Annotated in this window: 23 protein-coding genes; 14 read left to right on the top strand and 9 right to left on the bottom strand. The window is 68.0% G+C overall.

All coding sequences use genetic code 11. The annotated features are described in order from the left end of the window. The first annotated feature begins 7 nt into the window (after positions 1 to 7). A complete protein-coding gene (locus DIE23_RS15445) occupies positions 8 to 508 on the top strand; it encodes a molybdopterin-dependent oxidoreductase (protein WP_124612920.1) in 501 nt (166 codons plus the stop codon). A 9-nt stretch (positions 509 to 517) separates the two neighbouring features. Next, complete coding sequence (gene atsR / locus DIE23_RS15440; protein WP_124612919.1) at positions 518 to 2,329, top strand: hybrid sensor histidine kinase/response regulator AtsR; 1,812 nt, start codon at positions 518 to 520, stop codon at positions 2,327 to 2,329. Positions 2,330 to 2,375: 46 nt separating this feature from the next. Here atsR and DIE23_RS15435 read toward each other — a convergent pair whose 3' ends face one another. Together DIE23_RS15435 and DIE23_RS15430 are read right to left on the bottom strand one after the other, a co-directional pair. Beyond that, positions 2,376 to 2,795 (bottom strand): secondary thiamine-phosphate synthase enzyme YjbQ, encoded by a 420-nt coding sequence (locus DIE23_RS15435; protein WP_059605044.1) that lies wholly within the window; start codon positions 2,793 to 2,795, stop codon positions 2,376 to 2,378. Between the two features lie 10 nt (positions 2,796 to 2,805). Further along, positions 2,806 to 3,132 carry a thioredoxin family protein gene (locus DIE23_RS15430; RefSeq protein WP_124612918.1) on the bottom strand — a complete coding sequence of 109 codons (327 nt, stop codon included), beginning with the start codon at positions 3,130 to 3,132 and terminating at the stop codon, positions 2,806 to 2,808. A 189-nt stretch (positions 3,133 to 3,321) separates the two neighbouring features. Between DIE23_RS15430 and DIE23_RS15425 the strand changes: the two genes are divergently transcribed. The 9 genes from DIE23_RS15425 (at position 3,322) to DIE23_RS15385 (ending at position 13,954) form a co-directional block, all read left to right on the top strand. Then, positions 3,322 to 3,654, top strand: a complete 333-nt coding sequence (locus tag DIE23_RS15425; RefSeq protein WP_124612917.1) for a DUF2322 family protein — start codon at positions 3,322 to 3,324, stop codon at positions 3,652 to 3,654. A 72-nt stretch (positions 3,655 to 3,726) separates the two neighbouring features. Further along, entirely contained in the window at positions 3,727 to 4,521 is a 795-nt protein-coding gene (locus tag DIE23_RS15420) for a hypothetical protein (protein WP_260436075.1), read from the top strand. 198 nt (positions 4,522 to 4,719) lie between these two features. After that, entirely contained in the window at positions 4,720 to 5,352 is a 633-nt protein-coding gene (locus DIE23_RS15415) for a LysE family translocator (RefSeq protein ID WP_124612915.1), read from the top strand. Between the two features lie 219 nt (positions 5,353 to 5,571). Continuing rightward, the gene (locus DIE23_RS15410; protein ID WP_185646459.1) at positions 5,572 to 5,901 is read left to right on the top strand and encodes a type II toxin-antitoxin system RelE/ParE family toxin; all 330 of its coding nucleotides are present in this window, start codon (positions 5,572 to 5,574) and stop codon (positions 5,899 to 5,901) included. Further along, positions 5,888 to 6,175, top strand: coding sequence for a helix-turn-helix transcriptional regulator (locus tag DIE23_RS15405; RefSeq protein ID WP_124612914.1), 288 nt, complete (start codon positions 5,888 to 5,890; stop codon positions 6,173 to 6,175). The genes DIE23_RS15410 and DIE23_RS15405 overlap by 14 nt, the downstream gene beginning before the upstream one ends. 343 nt (positions 6,176 to 6,518) lie before the next feature. Continuing rightward, positions 6,519 to 7,919: an MFS transporter gene (locus DIE23_RS15400; RefSeq protein ID WP_124612913.1), complete on the top strand. Its 1,401-nt coding sequence runs from the start codon at positions 6,519 to 6,521 to the stop codon at positions 7,917 to 7,919. 319 nt (positions 7,920 to 8,238) lie between these two features. After that, entirely contained in the window at positions 8,239 to 10,689 is a 2,451-nt protein-coding gene (nirB, locus tag DIE23_RS15395; protein ID WP_124612912.1) for a nitrite reductase large subunit NirB, read from the top strand. 32 nt (positions 10,690 to 10,721) lie between these two features. After that, positions 10,722 to 11,120 carry a nitrite reductase (NAD(P)H) small subunit gene (locus DIE23_RS15390; RefSeq protein WP_124612911.1) on the top strand — a complete coding sequence of 133 codons (399 nt, stop codon included), beginning with the start codon at positions 10,722 to 10,724 and terminating at the stop codon, positions 11,118 to 11,120. After that, positions 11,117 to 13,954, top strand: coding sequence for a nitrate reductase (locus tag DIE23_RS15385; RefSeq protein WP_124612910.1), 2,838 nt, complete (start codon positions 11,117 to 11,119; stop codon positions 13,952 to 13,954). Before DIE23_RS15390 ends, DIE23_RS15385 begins: the two co-directional genes overlap by 4 nt. Before the next feature lie 73 nt (positions 13,955 to 14,027). On the opposite strand, the gene DIE23_RS15380 is transcribed toward DIE23_RS15385, so the two are convergent. Then, positions 14,028 to 14,597, bottom strand: a complete 570-nt coding sequence (locus DIE23_RS15380; RefSeq protein WP_124612909.1) for a hypothetical protein — start codon at positions 14,595 to 14,597, stop codon at positions 14,028 to 14,030. A gap of 219 nt (positions 14,598 to 14,816) precedes the next feature. Then, positions 14,817 to 15,275, bottom strand: coding sequence for an Lrp/AsnC family transcriptional regulator (locus DIE23_RS15375; protein ID WP_006486309.1), 459 nt, complete (start codon positions 15,273 to 15,275; stop codon positions 14,817 to 14,819). A 125-nt stretch (positions 15,276 to 15,400) separates the two neighbouring features. On the opposite strand from DIE23_RS15375, the gene DIE23_RS15370 reads away from it, so the two are divergent. From DIE23_RS15370 to surE, 3 genes are all read left to right on the top strand, one after another. Beyond that, positions 15,401 to 16,138: an AzlC family ABC transporter permease gene (locus DIE23_RS15370; RefSeq protein ID WP_124612908.1), complete on the top strand. Its 738-nt coding sequence runs from the start codon at positions 15,401 to 15,403 to the stop codon at positions 16,136 to 16,138. Next, positions 16,128 to 16,430 carry an AzlD family protein gene (locus tag DIE23_RS15365; RefSeq protein ID WP_409364234.1) on the top strand — a complete coding sequence of 101 codons (303 nt, stop codon included), beginning with the start codon at positions 16,128 to 16,130 and terminating at the stop codon, positions 16,428 to 16,430. The genes DIE23_RS15370 and DIE23_RS15365 overlap by 11 nt, the downstream gene beginning before the upstream one ends. 195 nt (positions 16,431 to 16,625) lie before the next feature. After that, complete coding sequence (surE, locus tag DIE23_RS15360) at positions 16,626 to 17,405, top strand: 5'/3'-nucleotidase SurE (RefSeq protein ID WP_124612907.1); 780 nt, start codon at positions 16,626 to 16,628, stop codon at positions 17,403 to 17,405. Positions 17,406 to 17,520: 115 nt separating this feature from the next. On the opposite strand, the gene DIE23_RS15355 is transcribed toward surE, so the two are convergent. From DIE23_RS15355 to DIE23_RS15335, 5 genes are all read right to left on the bottom strand, one after another. Continuing rightward, complete coding sequence (locus tag DIE23_RS15355; protein WP_124612906.1) at positions 17,521 to 18,342, bottom strand: SDR family NAD(P)-dependent oxidoreductase; 822 nt, start codon at positions 18,340 to 18,342, stop codon at positions 17,521 to 17,523. 69 nt (positions 18,343 to 18,411) lie between these two features. Beyond that, positions 18,412 to 18,879 (bottom strand): cupin domain-containing protein, encoded by a 468-nt coding sequence (locus DIE23_RS15350; protein ID WP_124612905.1) that lies wholly within the window; start codon positions 18,877 to 18,879, stop codon positions 18,412 to 18,414. Positions 18,880 to 19,006: 127 nt separating this feature from the next. Further along, positions 19,007 to 20,230: a Zn-dependent hydrolase gene (locus DIE23_RS15345; protein ID WP_124612904.1), complete on the bottom strand. Its 1,224-nt coding sequence runs from the start codon at positions 20,228 to 20,230 to the stop codon at positions 19,007 to 19,009. Between the two features lie 160 nt (positions 20,231 to 20,390). Then, positions 20,391 to 21,743, bottom strand: a complete 1,353-nt coding sequence (locus DIE23_RS15340; RefSeq protein WP_124612903.1) for a pyridoxal-dependent decarboxylase — start codon at positions 21,741 to 21,743, stop codon at positions 20,391 to 20,393. 20 nt (positions 21,744 to 21,763) lie between these two features. Beyond that, positions 21,764 to 22,063, bottom strand: coding sequence for a helix-turn-helix transcriptional regulator (locus DIE23_RS15335; protein WP_059464945.1), 300 nt, complete (start codon positions 22,061 to 22,063; stop codon positions 21,764 to 21,766). Between the last annotated feature and the right edge of the window lie 124 nt (positions 22,064 to 22,187).

The following is a 22,187-nucleotide window of genomic DNA, read 5'->3' as shown; positions in this document are numbered from 1 at the left end:
GGAAGACATGCGAGTTTCGACCATCTGGATCAAGCGCCTCGTCACGGCCGGCCTGCTCGGCATGGCTGCAGCCAGCTGGGCCGCGTCATTTACGTTCACCGTCGACGGCAAGATCGGCCGCAGCAACCAGCCCGGCAAGACAACCTTCGTCTTTACCGAGCAGGCGCTGATGGCGCTGCCGCAGCACACGATCGTCACGTCGACGAGCTGGACGCCGAAGGCGACCTTCACCGGCCCGCGCCTGTCCGACGTGCTGAAGACCGTCGACGCGCACGGCACGCAGATCGAGTTCCGCTGCATCGACGAATACACGTTCACGATCCCCGTGTCGGACGCCGACAGGTACGGCGTGATCCTCGCGCGCACGATGAACGGCAAGGTGCTCGGCAACGACAACTACGGCCCGCTGTGGATCATGTATCCGCGCGACCAGTATCCCGACGAGCTGAAGACGCCGCTCGGCGAAGCCAAGTTCGCGTGGCAGATCATCGGCCTGACCGTGAAGTAAGCGCGCGACATGAAGCGCGGGCGGTGGAAGAACAGAAAAATCATCCCGGTCCTGGGATCGCTGTGGATCCTGGGATTCGCCGCGTGGGCATTCCTGCTGTGGGACCTGCTCGCGACGTCGGTCAACGAGGGCGTGCTCGAAGGGCCGCGTGAAGGCGTGTTCTGGACCGCCGCGCAATACCGCAACGCCTACACGCGCCTCGACCGCCAGCTGATCCTCTACGCGACGCACGTGGACGACGACTTCGACCACGTGCAGATGCAGCTCGACAGCCTGTCGGTGTCGTTCGGGTTCCTGCAGCGGCCGTCCGAAGTGTCCGAATACTGGCTGCGCATCCCGCGCGCACGCGCCGAGATCGCGGTGCTCGGCGCATTCATGGCGCACCTGAAGCACGACGTGCCGCTGTTGCGCGATGCACCGACCGATGCGCCGCGCATGATCGACGAGGTCAATGCCTACTGGCCGAAAGTCAACGGCCTCGCGAACTACTTTCGCGCGATCGAGATGGCACAGCGCGACTTCACGTTCCATCAGCTGAAGGAAAAACAGCGGACGATCCTGTCGCTCGGCATCATCCTCGGCGTGATCCTGTGCGCGCTGTTCCTGCTGCTGTTCTATACGATGCGCACGCGCGACGGCCTCCTCGAACGCCAGGACGCGGCGCTCGAGGCGGAGCGCAAGGCATCCGATCGCGCGTTCGAGATGATCGAGGCGAAGAACGCATTCCTCGGGATGGTCAGCCATGAACTGCGCACGCCGCTGCAGGCGATTTGCGGATCGATCGAGATCCTGCTCGCGCGGCCGCAGTCCGACGCGAACCTGAAGACGATCCGGCGGCTGCAGAATTCCGCGTCGTCGCTCGAGGCGCTGGTCAAGGACCTGACCGACTACATCAAGCTGCGCTCGACCAAGCGCCTCGCCGAAACCGAAACGGTCGGCATGACATCGCTGCTCGCCGAAGTGCTCGATCCGCTGCGCGAGAAGATCGCGGCCAAACGGATCGCGGTCGCGCAGCAGGTCGAGCCTCGCGACCTCGCGATCCGCTCCGATCGCAAGCTGTTGCGTCAGGTGCTGTCGAACCTGATCGAGAACTCGGTGAAATACACCGTCGACGGATCGGTCGACGTCTCGATCGTGCTCGTCGACGCGCCGGCCGGCCGGCAGCTGAAGCTCGCCGTGCGGGACACGGGCGCCGGTATCGCGAAGCAGCATCTGTCGAAAATCTTCGAGCCGTTCTACCGCGCGAACGACGCCGTCGGCCTGCATGTGGACGGCATCGGGATGGGGCTCGCCGTCGTGCGTGAAATCGTGACGACGCTGCGCGGCCACGTGGACGTGCGCAGCACCGTCGGCGAAGGCAGCGAGTTCGTCGTGACGCTGCCGGCCGAGGTGCCGAATGCCGGCGAAACGGCCGGCGATGCGCCCGCGTGGCCGGCCGCCGCCGCGCATCGCAACCGCCGCGCGCTCGTGGTCGACGACAACGACAACGCGCGCGAAACGCTCGGCGCGATGCTGGCGGCGCTCGGCCTCGACGCCGATCTGTGCGGCACCGGACACGAAGGCGTCGCGCGTTTCGGCGACGCGCATTACGACCTCGTCGTGCTCGATCTCGAATTGCCGGACCTGAGCGGCTTCGAAGTCGCGCACCGCATCCGGATGGTCGCGCAACCGGACGACGACGGAAAGTTTCCGTCGATTCTCGGCGTCAGCGCGTACGAATCGGCCGCGCTGCGCGAGAACCTGCGGGTGTTCGATGAATTCCTGCCGAAGCCCGTTCATCTGCGCGAACTCGGCGCGCTCGTCGAGAAGCTGCTCGGTTGAACGCGATGGTGACGCGTGACGCGCGCGCCCGCTTGGGTTTCCCCGCTTACTCGCCGATCAGATGCAGCACGATGTCGCGCCGATGCGCGGCGCGACGATGCTCGAACAGATAGATGCCCTGCCAGGTGCCGAGCACCATGCGCCCGTGCTCGACCGGGATCGACAGCTGCACCTGCGTCAGCGCCGTGCGCAGATGCGCGGGCATGTCGTCGGGTCCTTCGGTGTCGTGCTCATAGCGCGTGTCGTCCTCGGGGGCGAGCGTCGCGAAATAGCGCTCGAGATCGCGCTGCACCGACGGATCCGCGTTCTCCTGGATCAGCAGCGACGCGGATGTATGGCGGCAGAACACGGTCAGCAGCCCGGTGCGGATCGCCTGCTGGTCGACGAATGCGCGCACCTGCGGCGTGAACTCGACGAGGCCGCTCCCGCGCGCGTCGACGCCGATGTGCGTGATGGCCTGTTGCATGATGACGACCTCAGGCGAATGCGGCGAAGCCGTCGGCTTCGATCTGCGTCGCATCGGCGGGACGCACGACGCGCGCGACCTCGACCCCGTCGCGCAGGAACACCAGCGTCGGCCACAGCTTCACGCCGAATGACCGGCCGAGCGGCCGGCCCGGACCATCCTCGATCTTCAGGTGCCGCACGGCCGGATGCGCGGAGAACGACGCGACGATCGCAGGCTGCGCGCTCGCGCAGATCCCACACCAGTTCGCGCCGAATTCGATGACGGTGGCACCGGCCAGTGCGTCGACTTCCGCGCGCGTCGGCGCGTTGGCGGTGTAGCGTTGCTCAGTGTCCATCTGGGCCCTCGTGTGCAATGGCGTACGCGGCCGCCGCGTGCCGGCGTGGGCGGCACGGGCGGCGCGGGCGGCCTGTAATCTCCTACTGTAGCGGAAAAGCGCACGCGATGCCGATGGCGGTCGAGCCGGTGACGCGATCGGCTAAGATACGGGCCGATTGGCCCATGACCGAACCGACGGAGTGTTTCAGTGATTCAACCGACCCAAGTATTCAAGGACAACCTCGCGCAACTGCCGACCATCGACGGCATCGCGCGCATCGATCTCGTCGGCGCGAACGGCGACGTGGTCGCCAGCATCGAGAACCAGCCGGGCAAGCAGGGCTCGCTCGCGGTGTACAACTACCTGAAGCAGGCCTTCGGCACGCTCGATGCGAAGGCCGCCGAGCACGGCCTCGCCGTCTTCGCGGAGCACACCGCCGACGCACGCAACCGCCCGGGCGCACACCCCAACGTCGATCGTCTGCTGGCGATCGTCGACGGTGGCGATGCATTGCGGATCGACGTGATCGCGAAGGCCTGAGTCCACGTGCGGCGAATCGCTGCCCAGCCGTTTGACCGCCGCGTCGCATCGCTCGCGGCACTCGCGTGCGTCATGCTCGGCAGCGCGGCGTCAGCCGAGACGCCGCGTACGGCGTCCGATATCGCCGGCGCATCGCTGGTTCCGCTCGGCACGCTGCCGCGCTCGCCGGAAAACGGCACGCTCGACGCGTTCTGCGCGCAATATCGTGCGAAGACCGCGACCGCGGCCGGCCGCGACGTCGCGAAGCTCGGCTGGATCGTGACGTCGGAAGCGCCGCTCGGCCGCTACACGGTCGTCACGTTCGCGAGCGGGTTCAAGCCGGGAACGAGCGCGATCTGTTTTGCGCGCAACGCAAACATCGGCATCTTCAACGGCACGACGCTCGTCGCGCTCGGCTATACGGCGCGTGCGGCCGGCTGGCAGCTCGGCTCGGTCGAGCCGCTGGAAAGCGGCGCGCTGCTGGTCTGGGGCGGCGATGGTCCGTCGGCGCCCGTCGGCGAGCTGCGCGAAGAGAACGGCGGCTTGCGGCTGAGCGCGGTCGCGGCGGAACGCACGTACTGTCACGGCCGTGCGGTCGTGCCCAACGTGTACGGCCAACCGCTCGACAAGGCGCGCCGGATCCTGATCTCGCATGGCTGGCAGCCGCTGCGTCCGCACGAGAAGCCGGACGCGATGGATGGCGCGGCGATGCTCGCGAAGCACGGGATCATCGAAGCCGAAGCGTGCTCGGGCACCGGCATGGGGTACTGCGCGCTGCGGTATCGGAGCGCGGCGGGCGTGCTCGGCGTGACGACGGCCGGCGGCGAACCGGACACGCCGTCGGCGAATACCGTGATCGATTATCAGGTGGCTTGCAGGAAGCAGTAACCGGCGCCGTGACGCGGGCGCTTGATTCGCGCGTGACGGCTTGGCATGAGTTCGCCGGCGCGCCGACAACGATGCGCATCCATTGGCGATTGGCTGCGCCGGTGCATCGAATCTTCGGCCGTTCGGTCGATTGACCCGCACCGAACGCGCTCCTAAACTGACCTCCCTTTCACGCCGCTCCGGCTCAAAGGGACTTCCATGATCGACCTCTCCACGCTCGCGCTGTTCTCCGGCGCGTGTCTCGCGCTGACCGCCACCCCCGGCCCCGACATGCTGCTGATCGCGTCGCGCAGCGTGAGCCAGGGTCGCCGCGCGGGGTTCGCCACGCTCGCGGGCATTCAGACCGGCACCTACTGTCATGCACTCGCGGCCGCGCTCGGACTGTCGCAGCTCTTCGTCGCGGTGCCGCTCGCCTATGACGCCGTGCGCTTCGCGGGTGCCGCGTATCTGCTTTATCTCGCGTGGAAGGCGTTCCGTTCGGATGCGACCGCGCTATCGCCGGTCGCGTCGCCGCGCCGCCATTCGACCGCCGCGATCTTCCGGCAGGGCCTGACGACGAACCTGCTGAATCCGAAGATGGCGTTGTTCGTCCTCGCGCTGTTCCCGCAGTTCGTGCGCCCCGAGCACGGCTCGATCGCCGTGCAGATCCTCGTGCTCGCGACGGTGCTCAACCTGATCGGAGTCGTGGTCAACGGCGCGGTGATTCTGTCCGCAAGCAGGTTGAGCCAGCGGATTCGCGCGCGCCGTCGGCCGTCGAAGCTGCCGCAGTATCTGCTCGGCACGGTGTTCGTCGGGTTGGCCGCACGGCTCGCGGTGGCGGGGCGGAATTGACCCTGCCGGCGCTTCCCGCCTGCGCCACCTGCACCGACACCGAATCGCACCCCTCGCCCGATTCAGGTCGCCCGAACCCGGTCGGGCAGTTTCTTCCTGATCAACCTCCCCGACAGACGTAACAGCGCTTCGAACCTCCGCCCGGCCGCCTGCCTCCGCAGTCGCGGCCGGACATCGCACTTGCATCGACATAACATATTTGTTACCGTGCGGGGTAGCTTGTACGAAATTCAAGTCTTCAATGCGCGCGTAGAGACGGGAGTCGTCACGTTACCGACGACGCTGCTTGCCCGTTTTTTTGCGCTCGCTGATCGCATGGAGCAGTACGGCCCGAATCTTGGCGAACCACACACCCGGTCGATGGGCAACGGGCTGTACGAAATGCGGCTGAAGGGCGCCGAAGGTATCGCCAGAGTGTTCTACTGCGCAATCGTCGACCGGCGTATCGTCATGCTTCATTGTTTCGTGAAGAAGACGCAAAGGACGCCCCGAAAAGAACTGGAAATCGCACGCCGTCGACTCAAGGAGGTTCAGCATGGCAACGTATAAGGAACTGCGCGAGCGTGCCTTGTCCAACCCGGAGGTGCGCGCCGAATACGAACGACTGAACCGCGAAGAACTCGCACTGCTCGACGTGATGCTGGCGGCCCGGCGAGACGCCGGCCTGTCGCAAGCCGATGTGGCCGAGCGCATGGGCACGAAAGCACCGGCGGTGACGCGACTCGAGCGCGCGCTCGCAACGGGCCGGCATTCACCGTCCATCGATACGCTGCGCAAGTACGCAGCAGCGTGCGGCAAGAAACTCGTGATCTCGTTCGCGTGATTCGTCATACCTGGCCGCCCGTCGTTTGAGCGGCCAGTCCATTGACCGCATGCCCCATTCCGGTACCCTGCTCGACCAACAGTAGTACCCCGAATCATCCCGGTGCATCGTCGCACCGGCACCGCGCCGCGCGCACGTTGACAGTGCCGCTCTCCCCGCGTCGCACCGATCGCCGTGGATCCCCCCTCTCCCGCCGCCGACAAGGCCCGGCGCCCCATCCACAGACATCTGCCGCAGCTGGCATACATATTGCCAACCAGGACCTGACGCCGCATGACGGCGCCTTGCGATGTTCGGACCGATCCCGCCGGTGTCCGACCGGCAATCCGCAGAGGTCACCACCATGACGCGTTTGCGCACCTCCCTGCAGAGCGGCAACTGGCGCTCGCTGCTCGCGTGCTTCCTGTATTTCGACACCGGCTTCACCGTCTGGGTGCTGTACGGCCCGCTCGCGCCGTTCATCGGCAAGGACATCGCGATGTCCGCCGCGCAGCAGGGCTTCCTCGTCGCGGTGCCGGTGCTCGCCGCGGCGATCCTGCGCGTGACGCTCGGCAACCTGTATCAATCCGCGAACGGACGCACGATCGCGCTGATGGGCGTCGTGTTGTCCGCATTGCCGGCCGTCGTCCTGCCGTGCGTGCCCGGTACGCCGTCATATGCGCTGCTGCTTGTGCTCGGCGTGTTCCTCGGGATGGGCGGCGCAAGTTTCGCCGTTGCGCTGCCGATGGCGGGCAGCAGCTACCCGCCGAAAGTGCAGGGGCTGGTGCTCGGCCTTGCCGCGGCCGGCAATATCGGCGCGGTGCTCGACGGCTTCATGTTTCCGCACATCGCGGCCGCCGTCGGCTGGAAGCTGTCGACCGCCGCCGCGCTGCCGCTGCTCGCGATTGCCGGCTTCGCGATCGCCGCGTGGGCCGACGACCGTGGCGAAAAATCCGGCAGCGTGCCGCGTGCGCTCGGCGCGTTCGCGATCACGCTCGCCGGCCTCGTCGCACTGGTCCTGGCCGTGCACGGCGGGCTGTTCGGTGCCGGCAAGACGGGCGTGCTGCTGCTGCCGGTGATGGGCGCGTTGCTCGCGATCGCGATCCTGCCCGCGCGCTACCGCGCGGTGCTCGCCGAGCGCGATACGTGGGTCATCATGCTGATCTACAGCATCACGTTCGGCGGCTTCGTCGGCATGTCGTCCTACGTGACGCTGCTGCTGACGTCGCTGTATCAGATGCCGAAAATCGACGCCGGCCTGTTCATGTCGTTGCTCGCGTTCCTCGGCGCGATCGTGCGGCCGCTCGGCGGCTTCATCGCGGACCGCGTCACCGGCGTACGCACGCTGATCGTGCTGCTCGCCGCGATCGCCGTCGCCGATTTCGCATTTGCCGCGTGGATGCCGCCGCTCGCAGGCGGCATCGCATTGCTGATCTGCCTGTACGTCGCCTTCGGTCTCGGCAACGGCGCGACCTTCCAGCTCGTGCCGCACCGCTGGCAAGGCAAGACCGGCCTGCTGTCCGGCATCGTCGGCGCCGCGGGCGGAATCGGCGGCTTCTATCTGCCCGTCGTGATGGGCATCGCGAAGGAAAGCACCGGCAGCTACCAGCTCGGCTTCGTCACCTTCGGCGCTCTCGCTGCCTGCGCCTGCGGCGCGCTCGTGCTGCTGCGTGCGCAATGGCTCTCCTGGGCCATGCCCGCCGACGCGCGCACGGCCGCCCTGCCGGCAATGCCGGCGCACGGCATCACGCATGTTGCCGAGTAAGCGCCACGGCGGGCCGGCACATCGGCCCGCTCGACCGGCGAGGTCCATACCGCGTGCAACATGCCGATCCGGGCGGGCTTGCGGCACGCGCACCCGCAAGCGCGCGACGGTAAAACTCTGACGAATCGATCGTTGCCGCCCCCGTGCACCGACTTGCGTTGCAATGCACCAATGTTGCTCGTGCCGCGCATGCAGGCGGTGCGCATGCACCTGCGCGCGTCGTGCCGCGACGCGACCCGTCGCGATTGGCATGTCGCTTGCTTTTTGTCTCCTTGACAAGCGGGGCGACCCGCTCGCTGAACGCCAAGGAGACGTCGGAATGCGGAAGATGAAGCTGGTGATGGTCGGCAACGGAATGGCGGGCGTACGTACGCTCGAAGAACTGTTCAAGCTGGCCCCGGATCTGTACGACGTCACGGTGTTCGGCGCGGAACCGCATCCGAACTACAACCGGATCCTGCTGTCGCCGGTGCTGGCCGGCGAACAGACGCTCGAACAGATCGTCCTGAACGATTACGCGTGGTACGAGCAGCATGGCGTGAAGCTGCTGACCGGCCGCAAGGTCGTGAAGATCGACCGCGTGCGCCGGGTCGTGGTGGCCGACGACGGCACCGAGGCACCGTACGACCGCCTGCTGCTCGCGACCGGCTCGAATCCGTTCATGCTGCCGATCCCCGGGATCGGGCTCGACGGCGTGCTCGGCTATCGCGACATCGCCGATACGCAGGCGATGATCGACGCGTCGTCGCACTATCGACGCGCGGTCGTGATCGGCGGCGGGCTGCTCGGCCTCGAAGCCGCGAACGGCCTGAAGCTGCGCGGCATGGACGTGACGGTCGTCCACCTCGCGCCGACGCTGCTCGAGCGGCAGCTCGACGCGACCGCGGGCGAATTGCTGCGCAAGTCGCTGGAAGCACGCGGCCTGACGTTCCTGATGTCGAAGCAGACCGCCGCGCTCGAAGCCGACGGCCCGGACGGCAAGCGGGTGCGCGCGATCCGCTTCGCCGACGGCGACTCGCTCGAAACCGATCTCGTCGTGATGGCGATCGGCATCCGGCCGAACACCGAGCTCGCGGAAAGCACGGGGCTCTACTGCAATCGCGGTGTCGTCGTGAGCGACACGATGCAGACCTACGACCCGCGCATCTACGCGGTCGGCGAATGCGCGAGCCACCGCGGCATCGCGTACGGCCTCGTCGCGCCGCTGTTCGAGCAGGCCAAGGTCGCGGCGAACCATCTCGCGGAATTCGGCATCGGCCGCTACGTCGGCTCGGTCACGTCGACGAAGCTGAAGGTCACCGGCATCGATCTCTACTCCGCCGGCGACTTCCTCGGCGGCGAAGGCACCGAGGACATCACGCTGTCCGATCCGCTCGCGGGCGTCTACAAGAAGATCGTCGTCAAGGAAGACAGGATCGTCGGCGCGTGCCTGTACGGCGACACCGCCGACGGCGCGTGGTATTTCAAGCTGCTGCGCGAGGGCCGCAACATCGCGGACATCCGCGACACGCTGATGTTCGGCGAGACGAGCCTCGGCGACACCGGTCACAGCGGCGTCACGCACGCGGCGACGATGCCCGACACGGCCGAGGTGTGCGGCTGCAACGGCGTCTGCAAGGGCACGATCGTCGGCGCGATCAAGGAGAAGGGGCTCTTCACGCTGGAAGACGTGCGCAAGCACACGAAGGCGTCCGCGTCGTGCGGTTCCTGCACGGGCCTCGTCGAGCAGATCCTGATGTCGACGCTCGGCGGCGATTATTCCGCGTCGCCGAAGGCGAAGCCGGTCTGCGGCTGCACCGACCGCACGCATGCGGAAGTGCGCACGGCGATTCGCGAGCACAAGCTGCTGTCGGTGCCGGCCGCGATGCACTTCCTCGAATGGCGCACGCCGAACGGCTGCTCGACCTGCCGCCCGGCACTGAACTACTACTGCATCAGCACCTGGCCGCACGAGGCGAAGGACGATCCGCAATCGCGCTTCATCAACGAACGCGCGCACGCGAACATCCAGAAGGACGGCACCTATTCGGTCGTGCCGCGCATGTGGGGCGGCGTAACGACCGCCGACGAGCTGCGCCGCATCGCCGATGTCGTCGACAAGTATGCGATTCCGACCGTCAAGGTCACGGGCGGGCAGCGGATCGACCTGCTCGGCGTGAAGAAGGAAGACCTGCCCGGCGTGTGGCATGACCTCGGAATGCCGAGCGGCCACGCGTACGCGAAGGCGCTGCGCACCGTGAAGACCTGCGTCGGCTCCGAATGGTGCCGCTTCGGCACGCAGGACTCGACGCTGATGGGCCAGCAGCTCGAACGCGCGCTGTGGCGGATGTATGCGCCGCACAAGGTCAAGCTCGCGGTGTCCGGCTGCCCGCGCAACTGCGCGGAATCGGGGATCAAGGACGTCGGTGTGATCGGCGTCGATTCCGGCTGGGAAATCTACGTCGGCGGCAACGGCGGAATCAAGACCGAGGTCGCGCAATTCTTCTGCAAGGTAAAGACGCACGAGGAAGTGCTCGAGTACGCGGGCGCGTTCCTGCAGCTCTATCGCGAGGAAGGCTGGTATCTGGAGCGCACCGTGCATTACCTCGAACGCGTCGGGCTCGACCACGTGAAAGCGCGCGTGCTCGACGATGCCGACAACCGCGCGGCGCTGTGGGAACGCCTGCAGTTCGCGCTGAAGGACGAGCCCGATCCGTGGCACGACACCGACGAGGCGCAGGTCGACCTGCGCCAGTTCACCCCGATCGCCGTCGAGACGGCCGGCCGCTGACGCCGCCACTGCCACCGCCAGGAAACCCTACGATGACCCCTTTCGAACCCGACTGGATCGCGGTCTGCCGGATCGACGACATTCCCCCGCTCGGCGCACGCGTCGTCAAGCGGCCCGAAGGCGCGCCGGTCGCGCTGTTTCGCACTGCCGGCGACCGCGTGTTCGCGCTGCTCGACCGCTGTCCGCATCGCGGCGGCCCGCTGTCGCAGGGCATCGTGCACGGCGAACAGGTGACGTGCCCGCTGCACGGCTTCAACGTCGCGTTCGGCAACGGCTGCGCGCTGCCGCCCGACGACGGCTGTACGCCCGCGTTCAGCGTCGCATGCGACGGTGATGCGGTGCTGCTCAAGCGCAGCGAACTCGCGTCGCTCGCGATCGGCGACGACGCATCCGGCGCACCCGCGGGCGCCGCACCGGGACACGCTGCATGACGGGAATGGCAGCCGTACTCGATCGCGACGCTCGCCCCGACGCGGACCTGCGCGAAACGCATTCGACCTGCTGCTACTGCGGTGTTGGCTGCGGCGTGATCATCCAGACGAGCGGCGATGGCGACGGACGGCGCAAGATCGTCGGCGTGCGCGGCGACCCCGACCATCCGGCGAATTTCGGCCGGCTGTGTTCGAAGGGCAGCACGCTGCACCTGACCGCCGCGCCCGAACGCTATGCGCAGACCCGTGCGACGCATCCCGAACTGCGGCACGCGCGCGACGCCGCGCGCGCGCGCGTGTCGTGGGACGACGCACTCGATCATGTCGCCGCGCGCTTCGCGCGGATCGTCGAGCAGCACGGCCGCGATGCGGTCGGCTTCTATATTTCCGGCCAGTTGCTGACCGAGGACTATTACGTCTTCAACAAGCTCGCGAAGGGCTTGATCGGCACCAACAACATCGATTCGAATTCGCGGCTGTGCATGAGCTCGGCCGTGGTCGGCTACAAGAAATCGCTCGGCGCGGACGCGCCGCCGTGCAGCTACGACGACCTCGATCATGCAGGCACCGTGCTGATCGCCGGCGCGAACCCGGCGTTCGCGCATCCGATCCTGTACCGCCGGCTCGAAGCCGCGCGCGAGCGCAATCCGGCGATGAAAGTGATCGTCGCCGATCCGCGCCGCACCGATTCCGCGAGCGACGCGACGCTGCACCTCGCGCTGCAGCCCGGCACCGACGTCGCGCTGTTCAACGCGATGCTGCACGTGCTGGTATGGGATGGCTCGCTCGACCGCGCATTCATCGACGCGCACACGAACGGCTTCGACGCGGTACGCGACAGCGTACGCGAATGGTCGCCGGCGGTCGCGGCGCAGGTCTGCGGGCTGCGCGCGGACGACATCGTGACAGCCGCACGCTGGTTCGCCGACGGTCCGTCGCTGTCGATGTACTGCCAGGGGCTGAACCAGTCGGCCGACGGCTCGCACAAGAATGTCGCGCTGATCAACCTGCATCTGGCCACCGGGCAGATCGGCAAGCCCGGCGCGGGACCGTTCTCGCTGACGGGGCAGCCGAACGCGATGGGCGGCCGCGAAGTGGGTGGGATGGCGACGCTCGCGTCCGCGCATCGCGATCTCGCGAATGCGGCTGATCGCGCCGAAATCGCGCGGCTGTGGGGCGTCGACGACGTGCCGGCGCAGCCGGGCCTGACGGCGGTCGAGATGTTCGACCGGCTCGCCGCAGGCGATCTCAAGGCCGTGTGGATCGTCTGCACGAATCCGGCGCACTCGCTGCCGAACCAGGCGGCCGTGCGTGCGGGGCTCGCCCGTGCGGAATTCGTCGTGCTGCAGGATGCGTATGCGCATACCGGCACCGCGCCGTACGCCGACGTGCTGCTGCCCGCGGCAACCTGGGGCGAGAAGGAAGGCACCGTCACCAATTCGGAGCGTCGCATCTCGCGCGTGCGGGCAGCCGTCGAACCGTACGGCGACGCGCGCGCGGACTGGCTGATCGCCGCCGAGATCGGCCGACGGCTCGAGGCACGGCTCGCGCCGGGCCGCGCCACGCTGTTTCCGTATGCGGACACGGAAGCGGTATGGAACGAGCATCGCGCGACGACGGCCGGGCGCGATTGCGACATCGGCGGACTATCGTGGCCGCAGCTCGAGTCCGCCGGCCCGCAGCAATGGCCGTTTCCGCCGGGCGCAGCGCACGGCGCCGCCCGGCTGTACACCGATGGGCGGTTCCCGACCGCCGACGGCCGCGCCCGCTTCATCGCGACCCCGTACCAGCCGGTTGCGGAACCGGTCGATTCGCGCTTCCGCTTCGCGCTGACGACCGGCCGGTTGCGCGACCAGTGGCACGGTTGCAGCCGCACGGGCAGCGTGCCGAAACTGTTCGCGCACGCACCGGCGCCGGGCGTCGACCTGAACGCCGCGGACTGTGCGCGCCTCGGCATCGGCCCGCACGACTTCGTGCACCTGACGTCGCGCCGCGGCAGCATGCTGCTGCCCGCGCGCGCCGACGACGCGATCGCGCCCGGCCAGGCATTCACGCCGATGCACTGGGGCGACGAGTTCGTGTCCGGCGTGGCCGGCAATCGCATCGGCGCCGGCGTCAATACGGTGACCTCCGCCGCGCTGGACCCGCACTCGCGTCAGCCGGAACTGAAGCACGCCGCGATCAAGCTGCTGAAAGCCGACCTGCCGTGGCGCTGGCTGATCGCCGCGCGCTTGCCGGCCGACGAACTGCTGGCGCGGCAGCGCGACGTGCGAGCGCTGTTCGCGCGATTCCCGTACGCGAGCTGCGTGCCGTTCGGCACCGACGCCGGCGGCGGGCTCGCGTGGCGCGCGGCCGCGTATGAGCCGGTGCCCATCCCGCTGCAACGTGAGGTCGAGGCGCTGCTCGGCCTGCCCGAACATGCGATCGACGTGATGAGCTACGGCGATGCGCGGCGCGGCACCGCTCGACGTGTGCGCGTGGTCGACGGCGTGCTGACCGCGTTCTCCGTGTCGGGCGCGGCCGGCGCGACCGAGGACAGTGCCGCCGTGCTGCGCGACTACGTCGACAGCGGCACCGGCGTCGGCGCGATCGGGCGGATGCTGTTGTTCGCGGGCCGCGTGCCGTTGCAGGCGGCGCCCGCGCGCGGCCGCGCGGTCTGCAATTGCCTGGGTGTCAGCGAGGGCGAGATTCGTGCGGCGCTGTCGGCGTGCCCCGCGGCCGCGACGCCGGCAGAGCGGTTCGCGGGATTGCAGGCGCAACTCAAATGCGGCACGCAGTGCGGCTCGTGCGTGCCCGAGTTGCGGCGGATGAGTGCCGAGGCGGCCGTATCGTAGCGGACGTGCGCGACAGGGAATCAATCCGCGCCGCCGGGTAGCGAATTCCGGTACCGGCGCGCGTGCGCAATCGTCAGCGATTCGCGCCCAGCGCCACGCGCAACCGCTCCATCAACCGCGTGTAGTGCCGTACCACGTCGGCCTTGTCCGTCACGTTCGCGGTCGAGAACCGCTCGGACCACGCCGCCGTCCATTCATACGTGCCGTGCACGCTGCGGTCGCCGTCCGGCGCGTGGATCAGCGAACGGATCCGCGCGTCGCGCCCCGGCCCCGTATGCATCTCGAACAGCGCGTGGATGAACGTGTGATACGCGTCGTACACGTCGTCGTCGAACAGGTAGCGGTAGATGTGAAACGTGCGATCCAGCTCGCGCTTCGCGCGGATCACGTCGTCCGGCGAGATGTCCTTCCAGTAGCCGATCCACGTGTAGAAGCACAGCAGCGCATTGAGCTGCGGCGCGACCGTGTCGTACAGCGTGAGCCGCTTCTCGATCAGCCGCTGGTTGGTCCACTGCACGAGCTCGAGCCGCTTCAGCCGGCGCGCGACGAGCCAGCCGAGACACGCAACCGACAACGGCGTCAGCACGCCGAGCACGAGCTTGACGATTTCCAGCGAATTCCACGGATTGTTGAATGGCTGCATGAATGGCTCGACAAGAAAAACGCACTGGACGGCGGGTCGCGTCGCGCGCAGCGCGCGTGTTCGTCGGTCGCTTCGCGATTGACCGTTAGTTGCTTGCACATCGAAGTCGCACCGTGCTGCGGCCAGTGCGCGGTGAAGTGGCTTGTCCCGCCAGTGTATCGGCCGATTGTCACCGGCTGGTGACGTTTCGCCGAATCGTCATCGCACGCCCACGCCGCGTTACGTCGGCAGCGCCGACGTGAGCTTGACCTTCTGCATCGGAATGTCGGTCTTCACGCTCAGCACGCCCGGGATGCGCGTCAGGTATTCCATCTGGAAGCGCCGGTAGTCGTCGATGTCGGCGGCCACCACGCGCAGCAGGAAATCGCAGTCGCCAGCCATCAGGTGGCACTCGACCACTTCCGGCATCTGCTGGACGGCCTCGGCGAAGCGGTTCACGGATTCCGCGTCCTGCCCCTTCAGCCACACGCGCGTGAAGATCGTCAGCCCCTTGCCGACCTTCGCCGGGTTCAGCACGGCCACGTATTTCTCGATTACGCCCGCTTCCTCGAGCAGCCGCACGCGCCGCAGGCACGGCGACGGCGACAGCCCGACCTCGTGCGCGAGTTCCACGTTCTGCATGCGGCCGTCGCGCTGCAGCGCGCTCAGGATCCGCCGGTCGATAGCATCCAGCTTCATTGGCATCAAATTCCAAAAAAATTGCAAATCACTTATTCAATGCCAAATTCTCCGGAATACCGATCCGCAACGCAACCCGATTCGAGTCAAAAAAGCAGACAATCCTCCTCCCCGAAGGAGGAGTAATGAGCAGTAGCGTTTCAACGTCGTCCGGGCTTCGCGACAAGCCCGCCTATGTCGCCGAGATGGGTCGCGGATTGCGCGCGGCGCTACCCGTCATGCTGGGTTTCGTGCCGTTCGCGCTGGTGCTCGGCGCGCAGGCCGCGCAAAAAGGGCTGAGCCTGTTCGAGGTCCCGATGATGACGGGCCTGAACTTCGGCGGCGGCTCCGAATTCGCGGCGATCCATCTGTGGACGTCGCCGCCGCACATCGCGCTGATCGTCGCGATGTCGTTCCTCGTGAATTCGCGCCACATCCTGATGGGTGCGGCGTTCGCGCCGTACATCCGGCGCCTGCCGCGCCGCCGCGCGTTCGCGGCGCTGTTCTTCATGTGCGACGAAAGCTGGGCGATGTCGCTCGCCGATGCGCGCTCGCGCTCGGCCACGCACATCAGCGTCCCCTATTACGCGGGCGTGTGTTCCGGGCTCTACCTGACGTGGATCTCGATGACGACGCTCGGCGCGGCGGTCGGCCCGACGATCGGCAACGTCGAGCAGTACGGCTTCGACATGGCGTTTACGGCCGTGTTTCTGGTGCTGCTGCGCGGGATGTGGAAAGGTGTGCGCGCGAGCCGTCCGTGGTTCGTGAGCCTCGTCGTCGCGGCCGCCACGCACCTGGCCGTGCCCGGCGCGTGGTACGTCGCGGCCGGCGCGTGCGCGGGGCTGATCGCCGCGCTGCTGTGGGAGCCGCGCGATGCTGCCTGATTTCGCGACGGTGGCGACCATCGTGCTGATGGCGTCGACGACCTACCTGTCGCGCGTGCTCGGCTACGTGCTGCTGCGCAACCGCACGCTGAGCCCGCGGATGGCATCGGTGATGGAGAACGTGCCAGGTTGCGTGCTGATCTCGGTGATCGCGCCGGCCTTCGTCTCGACGCGCCCGGCCGACCTGCTCGCGCTCGCCGTCACGCTGGTCGCTGCGACACGCCTGTCGATCCTGCCGACCGTGATCGTCGGCGTCGCATCGGCCGGCCTGTTGCGGCATCTGCTCGGGTAATCGGATCGCCGTTCCGACCCACCGCCCGAGCGGCACATCGAACCGGAAAACGGGCGCGCCATGCGCCCGTTTTCACATCCACGCGCCGGGCGCGGCACGGCATGACGCGACGTGCGTCGCGCCGGGATGCTAGCCTTGCGGGTGTACCCGCGATGCCTTCCCCCCTGTCATTGCCCACCTGCGAGGATCGTCCCGATGCAAGAAACCCGCCCGCTGTTCGACCGCGTCCTGCTCACCAACGACGACGGATTCGACGCCCCCGGCCTTGAAGTGCTCGAACAGGTCGCCACGCAACTGGCGCGCGAAGTCTGGATCGTCGCGCCGGCGGAAGACCAGAGCGGCACGTCGCATTCGCTGAGCCTGCACGAACCGCTGCGCGTGCATCGCAAGGGCGAGCGCCGCTTCGCCGTGCGCGGCACGCCGGGCGACTGCGTCGCGATCGCGGTCAGCCACCTGATGAAGGATGCACGGCCCGACTTCGTGCTGTCCGGCGTGAATCGCGGCGCGAACCTCGGCACCGAAACGGTGTTCTCCGGCACGGTCGGCGCCGCGATGACGAGCATGCTGGTCGGCGTGCCGGCGATCGCGCTGAGCCAGGCGTTCAGCGACCGCAACGCGGTGCCGTGGCATACGGCGCGCACGCACGCGCCGGACGTGATTCGCCGGCTCGTCTCGGCCGGCTGGGACAGCGACGCGTGCCTCAACGTGAATTTCCCGGCGCGGCCGGCCGACGACGTGCGCGGCTTGAAGGTCACGAACCAGGGCGCCGGCACGCTGCAAGGCGTCGACATCGTGTCGGGGCGCGATCCGCGCGACATCGAATACCACTGGCTGAAGCTGGCGCGCGCACCGCGCGACGACGATGCGGATTCGGAAACGGTCGCGCTCGGCGAAGGCTATATCGCGGTCACGCCGCTGAAGTTCGAGCGCACGCACGACCACGCGCTCGCGCGGCTGCGGTCGAGCCTCGGCTGAGCGGCGCACTCGGCCCGTCGCGAAACCGGCAGGCGGCTTCGCCTGCCGGCGCGCATGACCTCGGCACAAGGCCGCCGCACCACCTCGCCGCACCGACCGCATCAACCGTCCGCCGTCACGTCAGGTTCAATCCCCCGTCGAGCATCACGATCTCGCCCGTCACGTAATCCGACGCGACGAGCATCGCGACCGTCTGCGCGACGTCGTCCGGCGTCGCCGCGCGGCGCATCGGCGCGCGCTCGCGCCAGAGCCGCTGCGCATCGGTCCAGTCGGCGGTCAGCGGCGTATCGACGAGCCCCGGCGCGACCGCATTGACGCGAATCGCCGGCGCGAGCGTGCGTGCCAGCAAGCGCGTCGTGTGATTGAGCGCGGCCTTCGCCGCCGCATACGGAATCGACGCGCCCTTCGGCCGCACGCCCGCGTGCGAACTGACGTTGACGATGCAACCGGCGCGCCCGCCCGACGCCGCCTCGAGCAGCGCGGGCTGCGCTTCGGCGACGAGCCGGAACGGCGCGATCACGTTGATCTCGTGCATCTCGCGCCACACGTCGGGCGTCGCGGCGGCAAGATCGTCGTGCGGAATCACGCGGCTGACGCCCGCATTGTTGACCAGCACGTCGAGCCGGCCGTGCACAGCGAGCGCGTCGCGGATCAGCCGCACGCGTTCCGCATCGTCGGCGAGATCGGCCTGCACGTAGGCCGCGCCGAGCTCGCGCGCCATCGCACGACCGGTCTCGGCGGAACTGCGCGAATGCAGGATCACCGCGTAACCGTCCGCCGCCAGGCGTCGCGCGATAGCCGCGCCGATCCCCGACGTCGATCCGGTGACGAGCGCGACAGGCCGATGCACGCGCGACGCGCGCGGCTCGGCGACGGTTTCGGTTTCAGGTTCCGTTTCGGAAATCGGGGCATTCATCGGCGGATGCGGCGTGTCCATGGCGTGGAATCCTGTCGGTGGCGTTCCCGCATCATAAGCATGACGACGGCCGATGCGGATGCGTGCCGTCTACGGCCGTTTCGGCAGCTCGACGAAATCCTCGAGCTCGCCGGCGACGTAAAGCCGCTTGCCGATTCTCGGGTATTCGCAGACGTCGTGTTCGAGACGCTGGCCGAGGATGAACAGTTCCAGCGGCACATCCCCGGTGTTCTGCAACGTGTGCGCCTCGCCGCCGCGCGGAAAGCCGAGAAAATCGCCCGGCCCGATCTCGCACGTGCGTTCACCGATCGTGGCCGTGCCGGTGCCGGACAGCACGTACACGCATTCTTCCTCGTACAGGTGGCGGTGATACTCGGCCGATTCGTGACCGGGCATCAGCGTGAGCAGGTGCGCGCCGATCTGCGTGAGGCCGGTCAGGTCGCTGAGCTGTCGTTTGAGGCGAACGGCATTGGGATTGAGCGAATGCACCGCGCGCGTCGGTTCCATCTTCGCGATGTCGGCGGCTTTCAGCAGTTCCCGGGGAGGTGTCGTGGACATGGGAATCTCGTCAGCGTGAATGCAGCGGTTGAACGCGCCGCCCGGGCCGGTACGGCGCGCATGCCGCGCTATTGTCCGACATTTTCACGCAGACGAGAAACGCGTACGCGCACGCCGGCACGCCTCGCTACCGCGCGCAATCGGCCAGCAGGTTCGCCAGCACCGACGCGCCCTGCGCGAGGTGCACCGGATCGGCATCCTCGGCCTCGTTGTGGCTCAGGCCGGCCTTGCACGGGACGAACACCATCGCGCTCGGCGCGACGTACGACAGGTTCACCGCGTCGTGCCCCGCGCCGCTGCACATCTCCATGTACGGATAGCCGGCACCGGACGTCGCCTGCCGCACGCGCGCGACGCACTCGGCATCGAACACCACCGGCTCGTATTCGGCGATCGTCTGCACCTGCACCCGCGTGCCGCGCAGCGGGATGCGCTCCATGCAGATCGCCCCGATATCGGCAACGAGCCGCTTCAGCGCCGGCAGCGACGGATGGCGCACGTCGACGCTGAACTTGACGAGGCCGGGTATCGTGCTCGGCGAGTTCGGCTGGCACGCGACATGGCCAACGGTCACGCGCGCATCGGCATCGAACGCGTGCCCATGGTCGACGATCGCGGCGATCATCGCGGCCGCCACGCCCATCGCGTCACGGCGCACACGCATCGGCGTCGTGCCCGCATGCGACTCGAAGCCGGTCACCGTGACGTCGAGTTCGTAGATGCCCTGCACGCCGGTCACCACGCCGATCGGCAGGCCGGCGTTCTCCAGCACCGGGCCCTGTTCGATATGCGCCTCGAAATAGGCTTTCGGCATCTGCCGCTCGCGCTCGCGGCCGGCGAAGCCGGTGCGCTCGAGTTCGTCGCCGAGCCGCACGCCCGACTGCATGCACGGCCGGGCCAGCGCGTAGTCGAGATCCAGCGTGCCCGCATAGACGGCCGAGCCCATCATGCCCGGCGTGAAGCGCGAACCCTCTTCGTTGGTCCACGCGACGACGTCGATCGGATGACGCGTGACGATGCCGTGCTCGTTCAGCGCACGAATCGCCTCGAGGCCGGCGAGCACGCCATAGACGCCGTCGAAGCGGCCGCCGAGCGGCTGCGTGTCGAGATGGCTGCCGCACATCACGGCCGGCGCGTCGGGCTGCGTGCCGCGCCGGCGCGCGAACACGTTGCCGATCGGATCGATGCGGATTTCGCAGCCGGCTTCCTCGCACCAGCGGATGAAGCGTTGCCGGCCGAGCACCTCATCCGCGCTCAGCGCGAGCCGGCAGCTGCCGCCATGCGCGGTCGCGCCGATCGTCGCCATCTCCATCAGCGAATCCCACAGCCGTTGCTGGTTAGCGAGAATCATCTGGCCGCTCCTCAAAAGCTCCGAGCATATACGCTCGATCCGACAAGAAAAATCCAGGATTTCGTTGCGTGCGATAACTTCTCCGGCGAGCGTGCCGGGGAAGGACGAAGACAAATGAGCGACACCGGCGACGCGCACACGACGCACGCGCCGCCGCTGCTCAGCCCACGTGCACGCCGCGCAGCTTCGTCAGCAACGCGACGAGACGATCGATGTGTTCGTCCTCGGTGCGCCACGACGACACGCTGATCCGGAACGCCGGCCGCCCCTGCCACGCGGTCTGTCCGAACCATACGTCGCCCGAATCCTGCGCGGCCTGAAGGATCGCGATCGTCTCGTCGTCGGTGCCGGCGCGCACGAGCACCTGGTTCAGCACCACGCGGTTCAGCACGTCGTAGCCGGCCGCGCGCAGGCCGTCCGCGACGCGCTGTGCCTGTGCGCAATGCCGCTCGACCATCGTCGCCACGCCGGCGCGGCCAAGCGCGCGCAGCGCGGCCCACACCGGAATGCCGCGCGCACGCCGCGAGAACTCGAGGTTCAGGTTCTTCTGCGCATCCTGCGCGCCGCTCAGGTAGACGGCATCGCTGTTCATCGCGGTCGCGAGCGCGGCCGCGTCGCGGCAGATCACCATCGCGCCGTCGTATGGCGTGTTGAGCCACTTGTGGCCGTCGGTGGTCCAGCTGTCGGCACCGTCGATGCCGTCGGTCAGCGCGCGCTTCGACGACGCACGCGCCCACAGCCCGAATGCGCCGTCCACGTGCACCCACGCGCCGGCGGCCTTCGCGCGCGGAATCAGCGCCGCGAACGGATCGAATTCGCCGGTGTTCACTTCGCCTGCCTGCACGCAGAGGATCGTCATGTCGTCGAGCGGCGGCAATTGCGCGGGGTCGATGCGGCCGTGCATGTCGACCGGCGCGACGATCAGGCGCTTCATCCCGAAGCCGAGCACACGCAGTGCCTTCTTCACCGTGATGTGCGCGAGTTCGGAGATCACGACCTTCACCTCGGGTGCGCCGATCAGGCCTTCCTCGTCGATGTCCCAGCCCTTGCGCGCGAGCAGCGCACGCCGCGCGGCAACCAGCGCGACCAGCGTGCAGGCCGTCGCGCTCGTGCCGAAGCCGACCGCGCTGTCCTCCGGCAGCCCGAGCACGTCGACGACCCAGCGCGCGGCCTGCCGCTCGATCGTCGCGGCCACCGGCGAATTCGCGAACGACGACGCGCACTGGTCCCACGCGAGCATCAGCCGCTCGGCCGCCGCCGCGGCCGGCAGCGTCGCGCCGATCACGAAGCCGAAGTAGTTCGGGCCGTTCGATGCGACGGTCGCGGGCGTGCCGCGCTCGTCGAGCAGGCGCAGCCCGTCGTCGGCCGGGCGGCCCGTATCGGGCAACGGCTCGTCGAAGGCCGCGAGACCGGCGAGCGCGGCCGCGTCGGGATAGACGCGCCGTTCGTTGGTCGCTGCGAGATACGCTTGCGCGCGCCGGTCGGCGTCGGCCAGCAGGGCGAGTTCATCCATGTCGATTGCCTCTGTGAAGATCAGAGTTGCAGGAGATCGCGGCCCAACTGATGCAGCGCATCGTCGATCCGCTTGTAGTACGTGAACTTGCCGACGCGCGTCGCCTGCACGAGCCCGGCATCCGCGAGGATGCGCATGTGGCGCGTGGTCGTCGCCGGCGCGATGCCGAGCTTCTCGGTGATATACGTGCAGCACACGCCGAGTTCGTCGAAGTCGCCGTGCGGCTGCGGCGGGAAATGCTTGCGCGGCTGCTTGAGCCAGCGCATCACGGCCAGACGGCTTTCGTTGGCCAGTGCGCTGATACGGGTGACGTCGTCCATGGGTTCGGTCTCGTTTGACGTTTCGAATATTAGCTAAATGACGAAATGTGGACAACCGGTTTGGCGGACGATTTTGCGTTGGCCGTCGTGCCGGAGGTGGCCGAGTCCGCTACCGCGCATGATT

This window comes from Burkholderia sp. Bp9143, assembly GCF_003853645.1.
In the GTDB taxonomy this organism is placed as follows: Bacteria; Pseudomonadota; Gammaproteobacteria; order Burkholderiales; family Burkholderiaceae; genus Burkholderia.
Note: the sequence above shows the minus strand (reverse complement) of the source record. Positions and strands in the feature narration are given on the sequence as shown.

Coding starts and splice junctions, on each gene's coding strand:
- DIE23_RS15390 (WP_124612911.1), top strand. CDS start 10,722: ATGACCCCTTTCGAACCCGACTGGATCGCGGTCTGCCGGATCGACGAC.
- DIE23_RS15430 (WP_124612918.1), bottom strand. CDS start 3,132: ATGGACACTGAGCAACGCTACACCGCCAACGCGCCGACGCGCGCGGAA.
- DIE23_RS15435 (WP_059605044.1), bottom strand. CDS start 2,795: ATGCAACAGGCCATCACGCACATCGGCGTCGACGCGCGCGGGAGCGGC.
- DIE23_RS15355 (WP_124612906.1), bottom strand. CDS start 18,342: ATGGACACGCCGCATCCGCCGATGAATGCCCCGATTTCCGAAACGGAA.
- DIE23_RS15445 (WP_124612920.1), top strand. CDS start 8: ATGCGAGTTTCGACCATCTGGATCAAGCGCCTCGTCACGGCCGGCCTG.
- DIE23_RS15350 (WP_124612905.1), bottom strand. CDS start 18,879: ATGTCCACGACACCTCCCCGGGAACTGCTGAAAGCCGCCGACATCGCG.
- surE (WP_124612907.1), top strand. CDS start 16,626: ATGCAAGAAACCCGCCCGCTGTTCGACCGCGTCCTGCTCACCAACGAC.
- DIE23_RS15415 (WP_124612915.1), top strand. CDS start 4,720: ATGATCGACCTCTCCACGCTCGCGCTGTTCTCCGGCGCGTGTCTCGCG.
- DIE23_RS15380 (WP_124612909.1), bottom strand. CDS start 14,597: ATGCAGCCATTCAACAATCCGTGGAATTCGCTGGAAATCGTCAAGCTC.
- DIE23_RS15420 (WP_260436075.1), top strand. CDS start 3,727: ATGCTCGGCAGCGCGGCGTCAGCCGAGACGCCGCGTACGGCGTCCGAT.
- DIE23_RS15400 (WP_124612913.1), top strand. CDS start 6,519: ATGACGCGTTTGCGCACCTCCCTGCAGAGCGGCAACTGGCGCTCGCTG.
- DIE23_RS15385 (WP_124612910.1), top strand. CDS start 11,117: ATGACGGGAATGGCAGCCGTACTCGATCGCGACGCTCGCCCCGACGCG.
- DIE23_RS15375 (WP_006486309.1), bottom strand. CDS start 15,275: ATGAAGCTGGATGCTATCGACCGGCGGATCCTGAGCGCGCTGCAGCGC.
- DIE23_RS15370 (WP_124612908.1), top strand. CDS start 15,401: ATGAGCAGTAGCGTTTCAACGTCGTCCGGGCTTCGCGACAAGCCCGCC.
- DIE23_RS15340 (WP_124612903.1), bottom strand. CDS start 21,743: ATGGATGAACTCGCCCTGCTGGCCGACGCCGACCGGCGCGCGCAAGCG.
- nirB (WP_124612912.1), top strand. CDS start 8,239: ATGCGGAAGATGAAGCTGGTGATGGTCGGCAACGGAATGGCGGGCGTA.
- DIE23_RS15365 (WP_409364234.1), top strand. CDS start 16,128: ATGCTGCCTGATTTCGCGACGGTGGCGACCATCGTGCTGATGGCGTCG.
- DIE23_RS15335 (WP_059464945.1), bottom strand. CDS start 22,063: ATGGACGACGTCACCCGTATCAGCGCACTGGCCAACGAAAGCCGTCTG.
- DIE23_RS15345 (WP_124612904.1), bottom strand. CDS start 20,230: ATGATTCTCGCTAACCAGCAACGGCTGTGGGATTCGCTGATGGAGATG.
- atsR (WP_124612919.1), top strand. CDS start 518: ATGAAGCGCGGGCGGTGGAAGAACAGAAAAATCATCCCGGTCCTGGGA.
- DIE23_RS15405 (WP_124612914.1), top strand. CDS start 5,888: ATGGCAACGTATAAGGAACTGCGCGAGCGTGCCTTGTCCAACCCGGAG.